This is a genomic window from Microcoleus vaginatus PCC 9802 (genome assembly GCA_022701275.1).
Classification (GTDB): domain Bacteria; phylum Cyanobacteriota; class Cyanobacteriia; order Cyanobacteriales; family Microcoleaceae; genus Microcoleus; species Microcoleus vaginatus_A.
This window is the reverse complement of the sequence record CP031740.1, coordinates 290,402-310,609: the sequence shown is the minus strand read 5'-3', so window position 1 is coordinate 310,609 and position 20,208 is coordinate 290,402. Positions and strand designations below refer to the sequence as shown.

Annotated in this window: 16 protein-coding genes; 10 read left to right on the top strand and 6 right to left on the bottom strand. The window is 46.7% G+C overall.

What is annotated here, in order from left to right:
- The first annotated feature begins 140 nt into the window (after positions 1-140).
- Together D0A34_01345 and D0A34_01340 are read left to right on the top strand one after the other, a co-directional pair.
- Positions 141-1,754, top strand: a complete 1,614-nt coding sequence (locus tag D0A34_01345; protein ID UNU17678.1) for a hypothetical protein — start codon at positions 141-143, stop codon at positions 1,752-1,754.
- A gap of 205 nt (positions 1,755-1,959) precedes the next feature.
- Positions 1,960-2,544 carry a Uma2 family endonuclease gene (locus tag D0A34_01340; protein ID UNU17677.1) on the top strand — a complete coding sequence of 195 codons (585 nt, stop codon included), beginning with the start codon at positions 1,960-1,962 and terminating at the stop codon, positions 2,542-2,544.
- A gap of 210 nt (positions 2,545-2,754) precedes the next feature.
- On the opposite strand, the gene argF is transcribed toward D0A34_01340, so the two are convergent.
- Both argF and dusB read right to left on the bottom strand, forming a co-directional pair.
- Complete coding sequence (gene argF / locus D0A34_01335) at positions 2,755-3,675, bottom strand: ornithine carbamoyltransferase (GenBank protein ID UNU17676.1); 921 nt, start codon at positions 3,673-3,675, stop codon at positions 2,755-2,757.
- A gap of 99 nt (positions 3,676-3,774) precedes the next feature.
- Positions 3,775-4,785: a tRNA dihydrouridine synthase DusB gene (gene dusB / locus D0A34_01330; protein ID UNU17675.1), complete on the bottom strand. Its 1,011-nt coding sequence runs from the start codon at positions 4,783-4,785 to the stop codon at positions 3,775-3,777.
- Positions 4,786-5,247: 462 nt separating this feature from the next.
- On the opposite strand from dusB, the gene D0A34_01325 reads away from it, so the two are divergent.
- The 3 genes from D0A34_01325 (at position 5,248) to D0A34_01315 (ending at position 9,097) form a co-directional block, all read left to right on the top strand.
- Entirely contained in the window at positions 5,248-6,840 is a 1,593-nt protein-coding gene (locus D0A34_01325; protein ID UNU17674.1) for a glucose-6-phosphate isomerase, read from the top strand.
- Between the two features lie 63 nt (positions 6,841-6,903).
- Positions 6,904-7,638 (top strand): DNA-binding response regulator, encoded by a 735-nt coding sequence (locus D0A34_01320; GenBank protein ID UNU17673.1) that lies wholly within the window; start codon positions 6,904-6,906, stop codon positions 7,636-7,638.
- Positions 7,639-7,696: 58 nt separating this feature from the next.
- On the top strand, positions 7,697-9,097 hold the full coding sequence (locus D0A34_01315; GenBank protein UNU17672.1) for a hypothetical protein: 1,401 nt from the start codon (positions 7,697-7,699) through the stop codon (positions 9,095-9,097).
- Position 9,098: 1 nt separating this feature from the next.
- Here the strand turns inward: D0A34_01315 and D0A34_01310 are convergent, their stop codons facing one another.
- The 4 genes from D0A34_01310 to D0A34_01295 form a co-directional block, all read right to left on the bottom strand.
- On the bottom strand, positions 9,099-9,602 hold the full coding sequence (locus D0A34_01310) for a low molecular weight phosphotyrosine protein phosphatase (protein ID UNU17671.1): 504 nt from the start codon (positions 9,600-9,602) through the stop codon (positions 9,099-9,101).
- A 173-nt stretch (positions 9,603-9,775) separates the two neighbouring features.
- Positions 9,776-10,126, bottom strand: a complete 351-nt coding sequence (locus D0A34_01305) for a YbaB/EbfC family nucleoid-associated protein (protein UNU17670.1) — start codon at positions 10,124-10,126, stop codon at positions 9,776-9,778.
- A gap of 62 nt (positions 10,127-10,188) precedes the next feature.
- Positions 10,189-11,145, bottom strand: coding sequence for a UDP-N-acetylmuramate dehydrogenase (locus D0A34_01300; protein ID UNU22119.1), 957 nt, complete (start codon positions 11,143-11,145; stop codon positions 10,189-10,191).
- Between the two features lie 150 nt (positions 11,146-11,295).
- The gene (locus tag D0A34_01295; GenBank protein ID UNU17669.1) at positions 11,296-12,852 is read right to left on the bottom strand and encodes a UDP-N-acetylmuramate--L-alanine ligase; all 1,557 of its coding nucleotides are present in this window, start codon (positions 12,850-12,852) and stop codon (positions 11,296-11,298) included.
- Positions 12,853-14,197: 1,345 nt separating this feature from the next.
- Here D0A34_01295 and ltrA point away from each other — a divergent pair.
- The 5 genes from ltrA (at position 14,198) to D0A34_01270 (ending at position 20,148) form a co-directional block, all read left to right on the top strand.
- Positions 14,198-16,045: a group II intron reverse transcriptase/maturase gene (gene ltrA / locus D0A34_01290; protein ID UNU17668.1), complete on the top strand. Its 1,848-nt coding sequence runs from the start codon at positions 14,198-14,200 to the stop codon at positions 16,043-16,045.
- Between the two features lie 506 nt (positions 16,046-16,551).
- Complete coding sequence (gene nadD, locus D0A34_01285) at positions 16,552-17,268, top strand: nicotinate (nicotinamide) nucleotide adenylyltransferase (GenBank protein UNU17667.1); 717 nt, start codon at positions 16,552-16,554, stop codon at positions 17,266-17,268.
- A gap of 190 nt (positions 17,269-17,458) precedes the next feature.
- A complete protein-coding gene (locus D0A34_01280; GenBank protein UNU17666.1) occupies positions 17,459-18,478 on the top strand; it encodes a type I glyceraldehyde-3-phosphate dehydrogenase in 1,020 nt (339 codons plus the stop codon).
- A 409-nt stretch (positions 18,479-18,887) separates the two neighbouring features.
- Positions 18,888-19,841: a GDP-mannose 4,6-dehydratase gene (locus tag D0A34_01275; GenBank protein UNU17665.1), complete on the top strand. Its 954-nt coding sequence runs from the start codon at positions 18,888-18,890 to the stop codon at positions 19,839-19,841.
- A gap of 22 nt (positions 19,842-19,863) precedes the next feature.
- Positions 19,864-20,148 carry a hypothetical protein gene (locus D0A34_01270; GenBank protein UNU17664.1) on the top strand — a complete coding sequence of 95 codons (285 nt, stop codon included), beginning with the start codon at positions 19,864-19,866 and terminating at the stop codon, positions 20,146-20,148.
- The last annotated feature ends 60 nt before the right edge of the window (positions 20,149-20,208 follow it).

Below are 20,208 nucleotides of genomic sequence, written 5' to 3'. Positions count from 1 at the left end.
GTTCAGTATAAGCGATCGCTATTCCAGAACACAGCTTGGCCCCATAAGTTGCTTTAACGCAAAGATGTGCGAAAATGTCAAGCGGACGCTCAAACTAAAAGTCCGTAAAGGATTGTTAAACGCTCTCTCACACATTTCTGATGCGAAATACCAAAACATTCTTTTTGTCAAGCTTGTTCCTGATTGGCTTAACAATTAGTTTTCTGCTGGCTCCTGGTTGGTTCTCAAACTTCCCATCCCGCGCTAACGCAACTATGCCCCCGCAAACCCAAACCGCCGAATTTCGCGCCTTCTGGGTGGACGCCTTCAACCCCGGCTTCAAAACCCCTCAAGAAGTCACAAAATTGATCGCAGACGCGCAGCGGGCAAATGCCAACGCCATCGTCGCCCAAGTCCGCCGCCGTGGCGATGCTTTTTACACGAGTGCGATCGAACCCCGCACCCTCGATCCCAACGTTCCCCCCGGTTTCGATCCCCTGCAAGATTTGATTGACAAAGCCCACGCCGCAGGCATTGAAGTACACGCTTGGATGGTGACGCTGCCTGTGGTTTCGGGTACCAAACTTCCCGCCGGTCACGTTTGGCAACAACACGGGCCTTCGGCCCCCGGCAGCGACAATTGGGCAATGCTGACTTACGGTGGGGAAGCCCAAGGCTATCTCGATCCCGGCCATCCAGACGCCGTAGATTATACTGTTTCCGTCTATTTGGACTTGCTGAAGCGCTACGATGTGGACGGCGTACAGTTGGATTATGTGCGTTACGGTGGGCCGACTTGGGGCTACAATCCGACTGCGATCGCCCGTTTCAATCAGCAAACAGGTCGATCGGGCAAACCCGCACCCACAGATCCCGCGTGGATGCAGTGGCGGCGCGAACAGGTGACAAATTTAGTGCGGAAGCTTTATGTAGAAAGCCTTGCGATTAAACCGCGTGTTAAAATTACCGCCGCCACGATCGCCTGGGGAGACGGCCCAACAAACGATGCAGGATGGTATCAAACGCAGCCTTACAAAGAAGTATTGCAAGATTGGCGCGCTTGGCTGGAAGAAGGGATCGTAGACATGGCGATGCCGATGACTTACCAGCGCGAGTACAAACGGCAGCAAAAACTCGCTTACGACAACTGGATCGAGTACGCCAAAGACCACCAGTACAACCGCCAAATTGCGATCGGCCCCGGCAATTACCTCAACTACATCGAAGACACTCTAGACCAGATTCGTCGCGCCGAACAGCCGTCTGCGAAAGGAAATCACGTCGCAGGTACGGTGCTCTATTCCTACGCTAGCAGCAACGTGTACACGAATGTGGAACTGCGATCGGGCGGCAGCGGTGATTTGCCCCGCCAGCCTTGGAAATACGTTCCTCAAAGCAACGATTTGTTTTACACCGCGCTGTCGCAGCCGAGTCAATACGTTGACGCTGCGACGGGCAAAACCTATGAAACTCAGCCTGTGTGGGCGACAGCAGCAGCGGTTCCCGATATGCCTTGGAAGTCGCGGCCGACTACAGGTGCGATCGCCGGAAATTTGCAGCGGTGCGCTCAAACTTGCGACGGTGCGAGCTTGACATTGCAGTCGATCGATGCTGGTGCCCAGGTGCGTCAACTGCGCGCCGATGGTAAAGGATGGTTTGGGGCGATCGAGCTTTCTCCGGGAACTTATCAGTTGAAAGTTGACGGTAGTCAAATTCAACAAACAGTTAATGTTGTCGCGGGCGAAGTCACAAAAATCAGTTTTGGAGCGTCTTAATCAACTTGTAGTGCGATCGACGTATCAACTGGTTCCCAGGCTCTGCCTGGTAAAGCATATCCGGAGGCAGAGCCTCCAATTTCCTTAAAACCTTCCGAGGCAGAGCCTCTATATCTCGGTTCTCAGGCCTACCCTGGGAACCACTTGATATCATAAGCTAAAATAAAATCATCCCACATCAAATTATAAATTTATCAATCGAAATATGCTAACAACAGAAGCTGCTTTCACGCTCCGTAAATGGACAGTTAAAGAGTATCATAAATTGGGAGAGTTGGGATTCTTTCACCCAGAGGAACGAGTCGAATTACTTTCAGGAAATATCATCAAAATGAGTGCAAAAGGAACTGCTCACACCTCCGCTTTAGGGCGTACAGATAGATTGCTGCAATACATTTTTAGAAATCTGGCCTGGGTACGTATGCAAGATCCGATCGCCCTTGATGACAATTCCGAACCCGAACCGGATATCGCCGTAGTCAGAATTGATCCGTTTGACTATGCGACTCACCATCCCACTCCCTCAGAGGTATATCTCATTATCGAAGTGGCAGACAGCAGCTTAACTTTCGATCGCGAAATTAAAGCCAAAGCTTATGCGCGATCGGGAATTGCCGATTATTGGGTATTAAATGTGAATGAGCGACAACTCCACGTTTTTCGAGAACCTACTGAAAATGGCTATCAAAGCGAAGTAATTTTAGGGGAAACTGCGAGCATTTCACCGATAGAATTTCCCGCTTTCAATATCGCAATTCAGGCCATGTTGCCCCCTCTGGTATCAAATTGAAAACGGCTGTATCAATTCTATTTCATTTGTGAGTAAGATTTTTTTTATTAACCGCAGAGGGCGCAGAGGGCGCAGAGAAAGAGAAGAGATAGAGATAGAGAGAATGGCTTTCCCCTTTTCAGTAAGCGTCGGCGGATGAGAGTTTGTGGAGACGCGGTTTCAACTGCTGATTCTTGTTTGATTTATCCTTCCCCTTCCTCTTGTCCATTCTTAATCGCTTTCCAGAATGCTTGCCAGCAAAGCTTGCTGAGCGTGCATCCGATTTTCTGCTTGATCCCAAACGCGCGATTGACTGCCCTCAATCACGTCATCCGTAATCTCTTCATCCCGGTGTGCGGGCAAACAGTGCAATACAATTGCATTCTTATCTGCTAACTTCAGCAATTGTTGATTTACCTGATATGGCTTAAACAAAGGAATCCTGATTTTTGCTTCCTCTTCCTGTCCCATACTCGCCCAAACATCAGTATAAATCACTTGAGCATTCTTCACAGCAGCTTCCGCATCAGCAGTCACAGTAACTTCTGTTTTTCCATTAGCAATATTCTTAGCTTTTTCCACTATCTCAGCATTGGGCTGGAAATCTTGAGGGCAAGCAATTCTTACATTCATTCCCGTCATTGCACAGCCCAACATCAGGGAATTTGCCATATTATTACCATCGCCCAAATAAGTCAAAGTCACCCCTTCCAACTTGCCAAAACACTCTTTTACTGTCATTAAATCCGCCAGCACTTGGCATGGGTGTTCGTCATCTGTCAGTGCATTAATCACAGGAATTTTGGCATAGTTAGCAAAAGTTGCTAAATCCTTTTGCTCGAACGTCCGAATCGCCAAAATGTCTAAATATCTGTCTAAAACCCTGGCTGTATCTACCAACGGTTCACCGCGGCTGACTTGTGTAACGTTGGGATTGAGGTCAATCACTTGCCCTCCCAATTTATACATAGCCACCGTAAAACTTACCCGCGTTCGCGTTGAAGCTTTGGAAAATAACAAGCCGAGAACTTTATTGCGTTTCAGCTTGACCATTCCGGATTTTAAACTGGCTGCTAGATCCAGCAAATAATTTAATTCGTCAATGCTTAAATCTGCCAGACTTAATAAATCTCGCCCTTTTAATGAGTCCATGCTTTCCCCCACACACAAATTTTTAACTGTGTCTTAAATCTTAGCCCGCAGAGGTGGGTTTTGTTTCTGTAATCCCTAGTTGACATCTGCGGGTAAGGTTTATGCGGGCAATTGCTCGATCGCGCGATCGATCGAATCGCAACCTTGTTCAACCGTTTCTACCACAGCCAACACGCCCCGCAATTCCCCAGCGCCGGGGAAACCCTTAGCATACCAGGTTAAGTGCTTGCGCGCTTGGGAGACACCGCTTTCACCTTTATATTCCCACAAAGCCCGCAAATGTTCCTTAGCACATTCGAGGCGTTCAATTGGTGTCGGAGCTATCTTTTCCACACCAGTTTTCAAGAAATAATCAACTTCTCCCACCAAAAAAGGATAGCCCAAAGTTCCCCGCGAACACATCACTCCATCTGCGCCGGTTTCTTCCAGACATCGCATCGCTGCTTCCACTGAAAAAATATCCCCGTTAGCAATAACTGGAATCGATAAAACTTCTTTCACTCGGCGAATCCACTCCCATTTTGCCGGGCCGGTGTAACCTTGCGATCGAGTGCGGCCGTGTACGGTAATCATTTTTGCTCCCGCATCTTCCATCCGCTTCGCAAATTCTAAAATATTAATTTCTTTGTCAGTCCAACCGATCCTAGTTTTAACGGTGACAGGAACATCTACTGCTTCCACAACAGCCCGCACAATTGCCTCGGCCGTTCCCGGATCTCGCAGCAGGGAAGAACCGCCGCCGTTTTTAGTAATTTTGTTAACCGGACAGCCCATATTAATATCAACAGTATCGGCTCCTTCTGCCACTGCTTTCTGGGCCGCTTCTGCCAAGAAATCCGGTCGGCAGTCAAACAATTGAATGCTAATCGGGCGCTCGTTCGGGTCAACTTCCATAATTCTCGGCAGTTGCTTCACGTAGTGCAAACCCGTAGCGTTCACCATTTCCGTGTACATCATCGAATCCGGCGCGTAGCGGCGCACCAGGCGGCGAAATACCAAATCGGTAACGCCGGATAAGGGCGATTGCAGGACGCGGCTTTTAACTTCAAAATCGCCGATTTTGAGCGGAGTTGCTAACCTTTCTTTTAATTCTGGAGATAGAGCAAGCATAGTCGATCGCACTTTAATTATAATATCTGTATATTATACTACACTTCAGATAGTTGACAGTTGTTAATTATATTTTTAGCCAATTATTGAGTGAAGCTAAAAGTATATTTAACCTGACCGCAATGCCTATTTTACACATCCCGATCGCCCGAATTTGAATATTGTGAAACCAAGGCCCAAACGCCAACGCCGACCACAGTTAAATCTCTGTGCCGCTTGGATCTATCTATGGGGTGTGACCATTAATGAGGGATCTACCTACTAAGAGTGTTGCCCAAGTCATATTTTTATTGTTTAATTCTGCCGAATGCTCTGCCTGCCTTTGGCTTCGGCTATCTTCAGACGACTAATGCTTAAATTTATTGGGATTCTGCAAAAGCCGTACATCAGATCGTTTTAAACTACAATTGGTGGATTCCTGACGACGCCGATCGAACATTAAAAAAATTGTAGAGAATTCCTATGGACGCCGCAGCACTCTGGCAACGCTATCAAGACTGGCTTTACTATCACGAGGGATTGGGACTTTACCTCGATATCAGCCGCATGGGATTCGACGACGCTTTCACAGCAGCACTGAAGCCCAAATTTGACAAAGCTTTCAAAGACATGGCAGCTTTGGAAGCAGGTGCGATCGCCAATCCCGACGAAAACCGGATGGTGGGCCACTACTGGCTGCGAAACCCCGATTTAGCTCCCACTCCAGAATTAAAACAAGAAATAGTCGAAGGCATAGCACAAGTCGAAGCATTTGTCAAGAAAGTTCAAAACCGCGATATTAAACCGCCCTTTGCTCCGCAATTTACCGACATAATTTCGATCGGCATCGGCGGTTCCGCCCTCGGCCCCCAATTTGTCTCCGAAGCTTTATCCCCAGACATTCCGCCCCTAGCAATACATTTTATCGACAACACAGATCCGGCTGGGATCGATCGAATCCTTAACAAAATCAAAGACAAACTCGTCAGCACCCTAGTAATTACTATCTCCAAATCCGGCGGCACCCCCGAACCCCGCAACGGCATGATTGAAGTTCAAAAAGCCTTCGCCGCCCAAAAACTCGACTTCGCCAAACAGGCAGTTGCCATCACTGGAACAGACAGCAAACTAGACAAATTAGCCAAATCCGAAGGCTGGATTGGCAGCTTCCCGATGGCGGACTGGGTGGGAGGACGCACTTCGGAACTGTCAGCAGTAGGACTTTTGCCAGCAGCTTTGCAAGGCATCGACATTGGGGCGATGCTCGACGGCGCTAAAGTCATGGACGAAGCTACTAGAACCACCGAAATCAAACATAATCCCGCTGCCTTGTTAGCAATGTCCTGGTATTTTGCTTGCAACGGACGTGGCGAAAAAGATATGGTAGTTTTGCCTTACAAAGATTCACTGCTATTGTTCAGCCGCTACTTGCAGCAATTAGTCATGGAATCTCTAGGCAAACAGGAAGATTTAGACGGCAATACAGTTCATCAAGGTATCGCAGTTTACGGCAACAAAGGCACCACCGACCAACACGCTTACGTCCAGCAACTGCGAGACGGCGTGCCGAATTTCTTCCTAACATTTATCGAAGTTTTGCAAGACAGGCAAGGCATTTCCCCAGAAGTAGAAACCGGCGTGACTTCCGGAGATTATTTGTCAGGTTTGTTGCAGGGAACTCGACAAGCTTTGTACGAAAATCACCGAGATTCCATTACTGTCACAATTCCCCAAGTCAACCCTCGGACAGTAGGAGCATTAATCGCCCTCTACGAAAGAGCCGTAGGTTTTTACGGTTCCTTGGTGAATGTCAATGCCTATCACCAGCCGGGCGTCGAAGCAGGCAAAAAAGCTGCCGCTGCTGTATTGGACTTACAGCAGCGGGTACTGCAAGTGCTCAAAGACGCTCAAACACCTCTGTCTATAGAAGAACTAGCCAAAAAAGCAGGAATACCAGAGCAAATCGAGACAATTTACAAAACTCTGCGACATTTAGCAGCCAACGGGCGTGGCGTAGCTTTGGAGGGCAAATTAGGACAACCGGCTACTTTAACTGCAAGTTATCAAGAAAATTAAACAGTAGAATTAAACATTAAAAGTGAAATTAGTCACTTTTAATGTTTAATTTTTAATTCCCCCATGCCATTAACTATTCTGGTTGCTGACGACGATTTCGCGACTCGCTTGTCAATTACCGATTATCTAGAAATTACCGGATACTCTGTAATCGCTGCTGAGAACGGCAAAGAAGCTTTAGGCTTGGTAGATGAATTTCAGCCTCACTTGATTGTTACCGACATTACAATGCCCGAGATGGATGGCTACGAATTCGTGCGGCGAGTTCGGACTCGTCCCGCTTTCCGCTTGCTGCCGGTGATTTTTTTGACGGAACGCACGAGCACGCAAGAACGGATTCGCGGCTATCAGATGGGGTGCGACAATTATCTGGCTAAGCCTTTTGAACTCCAGGAATTGGGGGCCGTTATTCGCTCCTTGCTCGATCGCTACGCTCTAATCGCTCAGGCACCCTCTCGTTCCCCGGAACCCGAACCGACGCCAACAGAGGCACGCAGCAGAGCTAATGACAAGCCAGAAGAAGATTTTTTAACTCAAAAGTCAAACACAGGCGATTCCCTACGGGATAGCTCCGCTTCACGGGCATCTCCAAGTCAAAATGCCCCGAGTTTGACCCAGCGAGAGCGACAAGTGCTAGATTTGCTGACAGAAGGTCTTTCTAATATTCAAATAGGCTCCACACTCCACCTCAGCCCTCGAACTGTCGAAAAGCACGTCAGCAGCTTGTTCAGAAAAACTGACAGCAACAACCGAGCAGAACTCGTTCGCTTTGCGATGGAACACCATTTAGTCAGATAACCGCCAACGCTCTGGGCAAGAAAATTACCTGCACTTACCACGCTGAATAAATAACATCATGGTCAACAATTACTTAAAAAATCAGAAAATTCTATATGCTGCAGCATTAGCAGCTTCCATAATTTTCTGTATAGCCATGACCTCCATGGGAATCACCAAGTATTACAGCGTTTTACAGGGTGGAGACAACTATAACGATTTCCCTACCAGCGGTTTCAGCCTCATCCGAGTTCTAATTAACGGTTCCTACTGGATAGCAACATTTACATATATTATCTGGTTAATTCAAAAAAAACAGACAAGTTACAGCTTTCTAGACATTTGCAAGTATGCAATCCCCTTTCTGGCACTTGCCCTCATAGCTTATCCCCAAAGCAGTGACATTTATATGTACTTGCATTACGGAGCGATGAGCTTACAAAAAATTAATCCTTATTTGAATAATCCTGATACCTTAATTTCTAACGTATCTCCCTTCCTCCACTGGGGGCAAACTTCTACCTACGGCCCCGTTTCTTTATTCTTTTTTGCCCTATCAGCACTTGGTGGATCAATTAGCCCTTTACTAGCAGTTTATATTTTTAAAATAATCTGCGTGTTGGTACACACGCTCAATGGCTACTTAATTTGGCGGTTGCTAACAAATGCTGAAAACCGTAACCTCATAACACTGGCCTATTTAGTCAATCCCATGCTATTGAACGAGCAAATAGCTAATGCTCACCTTGACGTTCTTCTTGCCAATACATTGATCGTTTTAATAGGATGTATTTATTACCAACGTTATGTTTTGGCAATTTTTGCAATTTGGGTAGGTTTTTTAGTAAAAACCTTACCTATAATTTGGCTACCCTTAGTTTTTGCTTTCCTCTGCAAGCAGCGTCGGTGGAAAGATTTAGCAGCATCAGTCTTGCTTTCTTTATTAATTATCGGGGTGATAACTTATACATTTATGCCAACAGTTTCAGCTTGGAGAAGTCTTTTAAATCCGGGAACCGCCGGGGCGACGGCTCGATCTTTTCACCATGGGATCAATTTATTTCTGAATTTTTTGCCAAGTGTAAGTGTTGAAACTAGGGAAAGTATTCTATCATTCCTCAAATATTTTGCGTATTTAAGCTGGATTGTTTACTATGCAGGGACGTTAATTAAATCCTTATTCCGCAAAAAAGATTCGGAAATTACTTTGGTATCAGATATTGGATGGACGACTCTGACTTTGTTTTTGTTTGCTACACCTTGGCTAATGCCTTGGTATCCATCTATTTTGTTGCCAATTGCTGCCTTGAGTATCAATTATCCCCATTTTGTATTGACAAGTTTAACTTTTTCTTTGTCACCCAGTCTCATTTTGGGCGCGGGATCGGGAACAACTGTGATATCCCTAGTTACGAGTTTTGTTAGCGTTGTCCCCCCTACAGCATTGCTAATATTCGGGCGGAAAAAGGAACTTTTTTAATTTAAATTGATTGCTGACCGCCAACTCTTAATTTTTCTTGACTGGCAACGTACTCCAACAAACCCTCGGAAGCGTCCAGCAGCAAATCAATTACTCGATCAAATCCCTCCGGGCCACCGTAGTAAGGATCAGGCACTTCTTTAAGGTCGTATTTCTGGCAAAACTCGCACATCAGCCGTACTTTATCTTTATACTTTCCAGCCCCATCCAGGGCAAGAATATTGCGATAATTGTCTCGATCCATAGCCAGAATCAAATCAAAATTTTCAAAATCTTTCCTGGCAAATTGGCGGGCTTCGCCTAACAATTCAATGTCCCGCTTCTTTGCCGCTAAGGCCATCCGCCTGTCAGGGGGACGGCCAATGTGATAGCTAGCAGTTCCGGCGGAATCGCAGGTAATGCGATCGCTCAAACCAGCTTGTTCAATTAAGTGATTCATAATATTTTCTGCTGAGGGCGATCGGCAGATGTTTCCAAGGCAGACAAACAATAATTTATAAGACATTTAATTGATAATTAGTAATTTTTAATGGGAAGGAAGAAAGAAAATTTTTCCTTTCCCCTTTTTCCCAAAGTTTCGTGCATCATAGAAATCAATCAGTCATTAGTTATAGATTCCTTTTTAAACAGAGATAGCTAACAACTAATGACTGATGACTCATGACTGATGACTCATGATTAACCGAAACCGGGGAGATTTAGTCCACCGGTGAGTTCTTCCATTTTCTCCCGCATCGTCATCGTAGACTTAGCGTAAGCATCCTGCATCGCCACCGTGACGAGTTCAGAAACCACATCAGCACCTTCACCGAGGGCATCCGGTGAGATTTCCACGCGGCGGGGTTCTTGGTTGCCGCTGAGAAAAACCTTGACCAAGCCGCCGCCGGCAGTTCCCTCAATTTCCATTACATCCAACTCTTCTTGGAGCTTTTTAGCTCCTTCTTGAACCTGCTGAGCTTTTTTGAAAGCTTCAGTCAGTTCTTTCATTTTTCCCAGGCCGAAGCCAAATCCTTGTCCTGATTTTGTCATAACTACTTTGTGATGGTGTGTGGGCTGGCAGTCTGCCGTTTCCGTATTACTTCAATGATGCCTTAGAAGGGAAACTCTCCCAGTATTCTAACTTCTGGCTCCAACAACAGCGACCACCGCTGCTCGACTTGCTGTTGAACGTGGCGGATCACTTGAAAAATATCATTGGCCGTTGCCGACCCGCAGTTAAGAATAAAATTAGCATGGCGCTGAGCTACTTGTGCGCCACCGATCTGATATCCCTTCAGTCCCGCTTGTTCGATGAACCAACCTGCCGTCTTGGGGCCAGGGTTACGGAAGACTGAGCCACAGCTCGGTAAGTGGTAAGGTTGAGTTGTCCGCCGCTGGCTGAAATGGTCATTAGTTTCTGCCATTACTTGCGATCGGTCGAATCCCGGCTGCAACTGGAAAGTCGCTTCTGTTACTAGCCGATCGCCCCCTTGCAGCACCGAAGTCCGGTAGCGGTACTCCAACTCTTGGGGAGTCAGAATTTCCATCTTGCCGCCGGGGGATAGGACGCGAGCGTTGACTAGAATATCAGCAGTACAGCCTCTGTGAGCGCCTGCATTCATCACCACAGCCCCTCCCACGCTGCCCGGTATGCCAACTGCCCATTCTAGACCTTTCCAGCCCCGTTTAGCCGCCAACCAAGCAAGGCGGGGAATTGACTCCCCGGCCCCGGCTGTAACTTGACCTGTTTCTGGATTAAAATTCACCTGTTTCAGGTAGCGAGTGCCGACGACCAAACCGGACAAACCCCGATCGCTCACCAACAAATTAGAACCCGCACCCAGCAGAGTCACGGACAGTCCTTCAGAGTCAGCCCAGGCAAAACTCGCTTGCAAAGCCTCCATACTGCGGGGAGCAACGTACCACTCGGCGGGGCCACCGACTCGGAAGGAAGTCAGGCCAGCCAGCGAAACTTGGGAGTTAATCTTGCAATCAGTTCCCCGCAAAGAAATAGGAGAATACACTCGCCGATTGTCCTTAACAGAGGAGTCATTCGAGATAGTCACCATCTTGAAAATCCTTAAAAATACCTTCGCTCGAAGACGTGGTTGAAAATCCATTTAGCTAACTTATGTCGCCCGTTTGAGCGAGCCGCCCGACAGAAGTTTCGGCACAACGTGCCACGCCATAATGTCGATCAACTCTACTCAGTTCGCGAGCTAATCGGGGCGCTCGGCTTGTTGATAAAAAGCCATAACCTCTGGAATAATCTGATTCAGATTACCAGCACCCAAAAACAGAGCCAAATCCCCCGGTTGCAGATTTTTGGTTAAAAACTTAGTGACTGACTCCAGGGAAGGCGCAAACTCAACCTCTCGGCCTTCTTTAGCAATCAAATCAGCAACCTGCTGCCCGCTAATCTCTCCTAAATTCGGTTCCCCAGCACTATAAATATCGCAAGCCACAACCAAATCAGCATCCCCAAAAGATTGAGCAAATTCTGGCAAAAATGTCAGAGTCCGGCTGTAACGGTGGGGTTGAAAAATTGCCACTACTCTTCGGGATTTGGGATTTTTTTCGCTACCTTCGATCCGCAAGCGAGCCGCCGCCAAGGTGACACGAATTTCGCTAGGATGGTGGGCGTAGTCGTCCACAAACAGGATGTCATTGTGAAAACCCCGCACCTCAAAACGGCGACGAGCTCCTTCAAAGCCAGCAATCGCTTTGGCAATCGCCGAAAACTCTAACCCCAACAATCGGCCTACCGCTACCGCAGCTAGGGCATTGCTGAGATTGTGTGTGCCCAGCAACTTCAACTCGATTTCCCCTAGGAAAGTTCCTCGCTCCCAAATCCGTGCTTTGGTGCTTTCTGCTCCGTACTCCACGCCCGAAACCGTGTAGTCAGCACCGCTGTCCGGCTGCAAGCTATAACTGACATGAGGCTGAAGGCAGTCTTTGACGATTTGGTCGTCAATGCAGCCCACCAAGGTTTGACAGTTTTGGGCAAACACCTTAAATGTGTCTATTACCTGGTCAAGGGTATCGTAATGGTCTGGATGATCCAGTTCCACATTCGTCACTATGCCAATTTTGGCAACCAGCTTGACGAGAGAACCGTCGGATTCATCAGCCTCGGCAACTAAGTAGGGGCCTTCTCCCAAACGGGCATTGCCTTCCCAAGCATTTACCTCGCCTCCTACCACGATCGTCGGGTCTAGACCCGCCGCCATCAGCATGAAGCCGATTAAGCTGCTAGTAGTAGTTTTGCCGTGAGTCCCGGCTACCGCTATGCTTTGGTAATCTTGAATTAACGCTGCCAACACATCCGATCGATGAAAAATCGGACAGCCCAAATCTAAAGCAGCTCGATATTCGGCATTGGCTGGGTGAATAGCCGTCGAACATACTACTTGAGGCAATCCTCCAATTGCTTGGGCGCTTGAACCGTTGCCGTTCAATTGGAGAGTTTCGGCTGTCGCGACAGAAGTCCCTACCGTACCCGCGACTATCGAGGATACTGCCCTTTCCTGTTGGCCGCAGTCGGGACTGCTACCGTTAAGAGCCGTTTGAAATAATTCAAAATTGCTGGCGTCTTGACTCCAAAAAATATGAGCTCCCATTCCTTGCAAGCGCTCGGTTATGTGACTCGATTTAATGTCGGAGCCGTACACAGGCAACTTGCGTTTAGCTAGAATGTAGGCAAGGGCTGACATCCCAATCCCACCAATGCCGATGAAATGAAATGGTCTACCGCTAAAATCAACAGAACTCGGCATCTTTGCTCCTCACACACCACACCACGCCAATAACACGCGATATCATATCAAGAATTGTTTTTTCAGGATACAGTTCGCTAGAGATTTTGTACAAAATTCTCTGCGCGTCCCTTGATTTGCGGGACTTGTAGAGATGTTTGTCTTGTATCCTATATGACTTAGTACCGAGTAGTTTTCCGGAACAGTCACAGCTCGAAAATAGCAGGTAACAGAAAACGGGGTCTGGGGTCTGGCCCAACAGACTAATTTTGGGTGCTTGCATACTCCTGCATTCTTTCTATTTCTATCCGCCTGCTGTGCTCGGATACGGCAGCAAAAGCCCCACAACCTTTTTACCAAGATTGAGGGTAAAACCCATAAGGATTTACAAACACTACCACGTATGACCAAATTTCGCTCCTTTTATAGTGATAAATCTACCTTTACAGTCCTTTTCTCCCCCAAGTCAGAGATTGACACGAACGCAGCTATAGTATATATTTTTACTATATTGTATATATAAGTTATGTAGTTAGTCGGAATAGTCGAATAGGTGCGATTCGTTTAGTCGAAACCCGAAAGGGGGGATGACTAGCAGTGATAGGGTAAACCCATCAGGGTTAGAGTTCGCACTTTAATCCCCTATCGCCGACAACTTACTATCCATGCAGGTGAGAAAACCTAGTCGAGCAATCTAGCTAAGACAATTAGGGGAAAACGGGAAAGATGAAAGTGCAAACCAACATCATAACCAAAATCCAAAATAAATCAAGTCCTGACATCATGGTGCGTGATTGAAAGCACACAAAGAACCAGAGATAAAATCTGGTTTCCTCTACACAAAGATTGACAACCTTTATGTAAAGCGAGGGTGAAAGCGGTCAATCGGGATAGCTGAATACCGACACCGCAAGCAAAAATCCTATAACCGAATCATTGCGAAAGTAATGAAGTCGTGGGGTAGAAGCGCAAGCTAACGAATTATCAATACAACCGTCGTAAACTATTACCAGAGGATATAAGCTAATCAGAGAAATCTGAGCTTCTGGATCAGGAATATCTGAAAAGGGTAAGGACTATCAGTATTCTACTACCGAGATAGCGCACAACCTATAACCCGGGCGGAGAGATAAACCCTAACGGATTTAATCAATGGATAGTAGGAACGAAGTAATCCTTTTGTACGCTCCCCATCAAATCATTGTTGAGGTAGGCTGTCAGGCTACAAGCTGCAAAAGGCTGGGATGGTTTAAGAAGCTAATGCCTAACCTGAAATAACAGGTAATGCCGAAAAAGGGATGGGGTAATGCCCAGGATATGCTGACGTAAACCGCTAAGGTGATTAAGTGAAAAGGTGTAATTAGTAATGCACAAACCTAAGTCTGATTTGGAAACAAATACAGAGGGATGGAAAGCTATCAATTGGCGTCAAGCCGAAAGATATGTTTTCAAGTTACAAAAGCGCATTTTCGCGGCTAACCGTTGTGGAGATGTCAAGAAAGTTCGTAAACTTCAGAAGACGCTGATGAGGTCATGGTCTAATAGGATTTTGTCAGTCAGAAGGGTAACTCAGGACAACCAGGGAAAAAAGACGGCAGGAGTGGACGGGTTGAAAAGCCTATCCCCAGTAGCTCGCCTAGAACTGGCAAGGGAATTAAAACTAACCGGAAAATCCAAACCTACTAGAAGAGTCTGGATACCAAAACCAGGAAGTAAGGAAAAACGCCCACTAGGAATACCTGTAATGTACGACAGAGGCTTACAAGCCGTAGTAAAATCCGCACTTGAGCCGGAATGGGAGGCAATTTTTGAGCCAAACAGCTATGGTTTTAGACCCGGCAGGTCATGTCACGATGCGATTTGGCAAATTAAAGCCTGTATTCAACATAAAGCGAAGTTTGTATTAGATGCAGACATAGCTAAGTGTTTTGACCGCATCAACCATTATGAACTACTCCAAAAGTTGAACATAAAAGGCAAAGTCAGGAGGCAAGTAAAATCCTGGCTAAAATCTGGAGTAATTGACCATGGAGTATTCACTGCAACATCTGAGGGTACGCCACAGGGTGGGGTCATTTCTCCGTTACTGGCGAACATTGCCCTCCACGGTTTGGAGCAACACATAGAAAAAGAGTTTCCTGTAAATGGAAATGGATACTTAAAAAAGTCAATTTCCAGATTTGGGAAATTTGTAGGCAGACCAAATATTATCCGGTACGCTGATGACTTTGTAATTCTATGTGAAGAAAAAAGCTTAGTCCAAAGATGCCGAGAGATAATTTCGGAATGGTTAGCTGGCATGGGCTTAGAATTAAAACCTGAGAAGACGAGGCTAACTCACACTTTCAAGGATGAATTAAGTGAGGATGGTAAAGCTGGTTTTGACTTTTTAGGTCATCACATAAGGCAATACCCTGCCGGAAAACACCGAAGCAGTTTAGGTACGCACGGTGAAATATTAGGTTTTAACACACTCATTACCCCAAATAAGAAGTCAAGTAAGGCACACCAAGAGGAAATCGGAAGAATCATCAAAAAACATAGGTCATCGCCACAATCGGCGTTAATTAGAGACTTAAACCCTGTAATAAGGGGATGGACTTCTTTCTATACAAACTCTGACGCTAAAACCGTTGGAGAACTATCTAAACAAGATAACCTCACATACCTGAAACTTCGACGTTGGGCAAAACGCCGATGTGGAAACATCAAAACAGGACATCAACTGTATTGGCACACCATTGGCGGTAAAAACTGGGCATTCTCAACCAGAGAAGAGGGATCGAACCCCCTTCGGTTACTAAGACATGGTAAATTCGAGTGTAGCAGCACCGACTATGTGAAAGTTAAAGGTGATAAAAGTCCCTATGATGGCGACCTAGTTTATTGGAGTTCAAGAATGGGGAAAAATCCTGATTTGCCTACGTCAGTATCAAAACTCCTAAAATGGCAAAAAGGGAAATGCCCTCATTGCGAATTTATTTTCAGAAATGAAGATGTAATGGAAGTTGACCACATCGTCCCCAGAGCCATTGGAGGTAAGGATGAGTACAAAAATCTTCAACTATTGCATCGGCATTGTCACGATGTTAAAACTAAAATCGACTTGGAATCAATCAGGAAACACAACCTGGAAATCGTATCTTCAGGAAAGAAATCTCAAGCAAGTCGGAAGAAGGGGAAGCCCTCAAATGACAAGAGTACACCCGAGTAGCCCTGTGCAGTGAAAGTTGCAAGCACGGTTCCGAATGGGAGGGAGAGGGTAGTAATATCCTCTCTCGACCCTACCCCATTGAGCAAACCAAATCATGGGCTTGATCGAGAAGCCGATGAACCCTCTTGGCAGCCCTGAAAGTTTTTACCATTGCGCTAAAAAGTATATCTACTGTCACAACTTTTTGACCCGCCAACCAACGAATGCTCAGGCGGTCGATCGCGCAATCAAAACAAGTTGGGATTAATATTGCCAAGGTTAATCACCGAGTCCCGGAACCACTCCGACGCTCAGAACCGGGTTGTTGAACTCGGATTGAAGGTTTGAACGAATTAAGGGGGTTAACAAAATCGGTTTTAGCGTCCAGGACGATCGTCGAAACTAGGGTCGTCCAGGGGTTGGTCCCCGATGTAAAGCGAGGGTTTTCTAATAAACGAGCTTATGGTTAAAAGTGTATAAACATAAAATTGGCGCGATGTCTGTATTAATCCTGATTTTGGGGAAATATGGGGAAAATAGCGATTTTGGGGGGGACTTTTGATCCGGTTCACTGGGGTCACGTGTTGGTAGCCGAGACGGCTGCGAGTCAATTTGCTCTTGATCGAGTCATTTGGGTACCGGATCGCTCTCCTCCTCACAAGTGGCGCCCGGATTTGGCAAGTTTTGAGCAGCGGCGGGAAATGCTCGCTCTGGCGATCGGCGATCGCCCCGACTTCCTAATTTCGCCGCGGTCGGCAAATCCCTCCGACAGTTCTTTTGCGATCGACACCCTGCTGTATTTGCAAAAATTGTATCCAGGCGATCATCGCTGGTACTGGATTATTGGTAGTGACGCACTCCTTACTCTCCCCAAATGGCACCGGTGCGGCGAAATTGCCGGGTTGTGCGACTGGTTGGTGGCCCCACGTCCGACTCAGGGAGATCGAGAGACAGCAAAAAGCGGGGAGATTGAGGAACTGTCCGAGTGGGGAGATTGTCCGGGTGGAAAACCCCTCGCGTCCGCGGGGGACAGGATGCAGGTTCAGGCAAATGCTGTGGGCCGACGAGTTGCCGAACAAATGGCTCTTTTGGACGTGGAAATTCGCTGGCAGGTGCTGTCCATGCCTGCGATCGAGATTTCGTCGAGCCACATCCGCCGCTGCTGCGCCGAAAGGATCGACCTCCGCTACTTAGTCCCGGAAGTTGTCGGGACTTATATTGCAGCCCATCAGCTTTACCAGTAACCAGCGGCAGAAAGCCTAATGCCTTCTGCCTTGCAATTTCAGCCTTCTAGAAAAGTTCAAGCTTTTTTGATTGACACAAAAAGTTAGAAAGGATCGACCTTTGCGATATGATCTTGTCTCATAAGTCAATTCTTAAATTTTTCCAAAATTTAAGCCTGAGCTAGAGGCTGCCATCGTTAGGAGGTACAAGGTGATTAGAGTCGCGATCAATGGTTTTGGACGTATCGGGCGCAGTTTTGCGCGCTGCTGGCTGGGCAGAGAAAACAGCCAGCTAGAGTTGGTAGCTATTAATGACACTTCCGATCCCAGAAGTAATGCTCACTTGCTGAGATACGATTCCATGATGGGAACGTTGAAGAATGTGGACATCAGTGCGGATGAAAATTCCATTACTCTCAACGGCAAGACAGTTAAATGCGTGAGCGATCGCAACCCGCTAAACTTGCCTTGGAAAGATTGGGGTATTGATCTGATTATTGAATCGACCGGCGTCTTCGTTGACCAAGCTGGTGCATCGAAGCATATCACTGCCGGCGCTAAAAAAGTGCTAATTACTGCTCCCGGCAAGGGTTCGGAAGTTGGCACTTATGTGATGGGAGTCAACCACCACAACTACAAGCACAGTGACTACACAGTCATCAGCAATGCTAGCTGTACTACCAACTGTCTGGCTCCTGTACTGAAAGTGCTGCACGAAAATTTTGGCATCGTCAAAGGCATGATGACCACTACCCACAGCTATACTGGCGACCAGCGCTTGCTGGATGCCAGCCACCGCGACTTGCGGCGGGCCCGGGCGGCAGCAATGAATATTGTGCCGACTTCTACCGGAGCAGCCCAAGCTGTGGCTTTGGTGATTCCGGAATTGAAAGGCAAGTTAAATGGTATCGCCATGCGCGTCCCGACTCCTAATGTGTCGGTAGTTGATTTTGTGGCTCAGGTAGAGAAAAAGACTTTTACCGAGCAAGTAAATCAAGTGTTCAAAGAAGCTGCCTCTGGCTCCATGAAAGGGATTTTGGAGTACAACGATTTGCCTTTAGTTTCATGCGACTATCGCGGAAGTGATGCTTCTTCGATTCTGGATTCCAGCTTAACGCTGGTGATGGATGGCGACATGGTAAAGGTTTTGGCTTGGTACGACAATGAGTGGGGCTACAGTCAGCGGGTGGTTGACTTGGCTGAATTGGTTGCCGAACGTTGGGAAGCCTAGTACCCGAAGGCAGAAGGCTTTAGTCATTCGGCAGAAGGTAAAAATCCTGATATTTTGTACTTTTGAGTCGATTTCTAGGTGACTGGTTATTTCTGTTTTCGAGCGGTAGAGACTTTTGGCAGTTGATAGTTGGCGAGTAGAAGATGAAATATCGTAGGGACAGGGCAGTCCCGTGTCCCTACGATAGTGGTAAGCTGCTACTCCCAGCTATCGAACTTTTTGCCATAATAGCTCGGCCTTTCGGGTCTGCTGGATGATAAATTTGTTGTTTGTAGTAAGCGCTTAAAATTGCTTTAGTTAAGTTCTCGGACAACCCCAAATATTAAAAAAATAAAAATTCCGACTATAAAATTTAAAAAACTGGAAAAATAGCAACAGCTACCGTGTAGTTTTGCCAACAAAATCTGATATGAAAAAAGCGCTAATTTGTGGTGTATCAGGTCAAGACGGAGCTTATTTAGCTAAACTGTTACTCGATCGAGGTTATGAAGTTTGCGGCACCTCCAGGGACGCCCAAATGTCTAGTTTCGGAAACCTGGCCCGTTTGGGCATCCGAGACAGAGTAAAACTAGAGTCCATGTCTCTCAACGATTTTCGCAGCGTCTTGCAAGTGCTTGCCAAAATAGAGCCAGATGAGGTGTACAATCTAGCGGGTCAAAGTTCCGTCGGTCTGTCCTTTGAACAACCCGTAGAAACCCTCGAAAGCATTGCCACAGGCACATTGAATCTGTTAGAAGCAATTCGGTTTACAGGTGGCAAAATTAAACTTTACAATGCCAGTTCTAGCGAATGTTTTGGCGATACCGGAGGCAGTGCAGCCGATGAAAATACGCCTTTTCGCCCCAGAAGTCCCTACGCGGTGGCGAAAGCAACGGCATTTTGGGAAGTAGCGAATTATCGGGAAGCGTACAATTTGTTTGCATGTTCTGGTATTTTGTTCAATCACGAGTCGTCGCTGCGGCCGGAGAGGTTCGTCACCCAAAAAATTGTATCTGTTGTGTGCCGAATTGCTGCGGGTAGTTCCGAAAAACTGCATTTGGGAAATATTTCAGTGCAGCGGGACTGGGGTTGGGCGCCGGAATATGTGGAGGCGATGTACTTGATGTTGCAGCAGGAAGAACCGGACGATTATGTAATTGCCACGGGTGTAAGTTATCCTTTGGAGGAGTTTGTGCAGACAGCGTTTGTTTCTGCAGGTTTGGATTGGCAGGAACATTTAGTAACCGATGCGAGTCTTTACAGACCGACGGAGATTGCAGTTGGGAGGGGAAATCCGGGTAAGGCAAAAGAAAAATTGGGCTGGGAGGCAAAATATAAAATGCCCGATGTGGTGCGGATGATGGTCGAAGCGAGGATGATGTGAGGGAAAAGTATGGGGTGAAAATATGGAGGGCGAATATCCAACGGCTAAGGAGTGGTATAAAGCCAATCGCCGTCAGTTAAAAAAATATCCAGGTGAGTGGATAGCTTATAATCATCAAGGGGTGATTAGTCGCGATCGCGATTATCGAAAGATGAAGGACGGGATTCCGGCTGATCTACATAATAAATTGGGTTACGCGCTCGAGCGCGTATATGAAAGTGAATTTGTGGAACCAGTTAGGTTTTATCCTGTCACGATGAGGTCTTTGAAATCTCATGATTGGCAGCCAAGATATGTTAATCTCTAAACAGTGCAAAAAAAAAGCTGGTTCAGAAAGACTGTAGTTATGTGTTGAAAAAAAATGTAT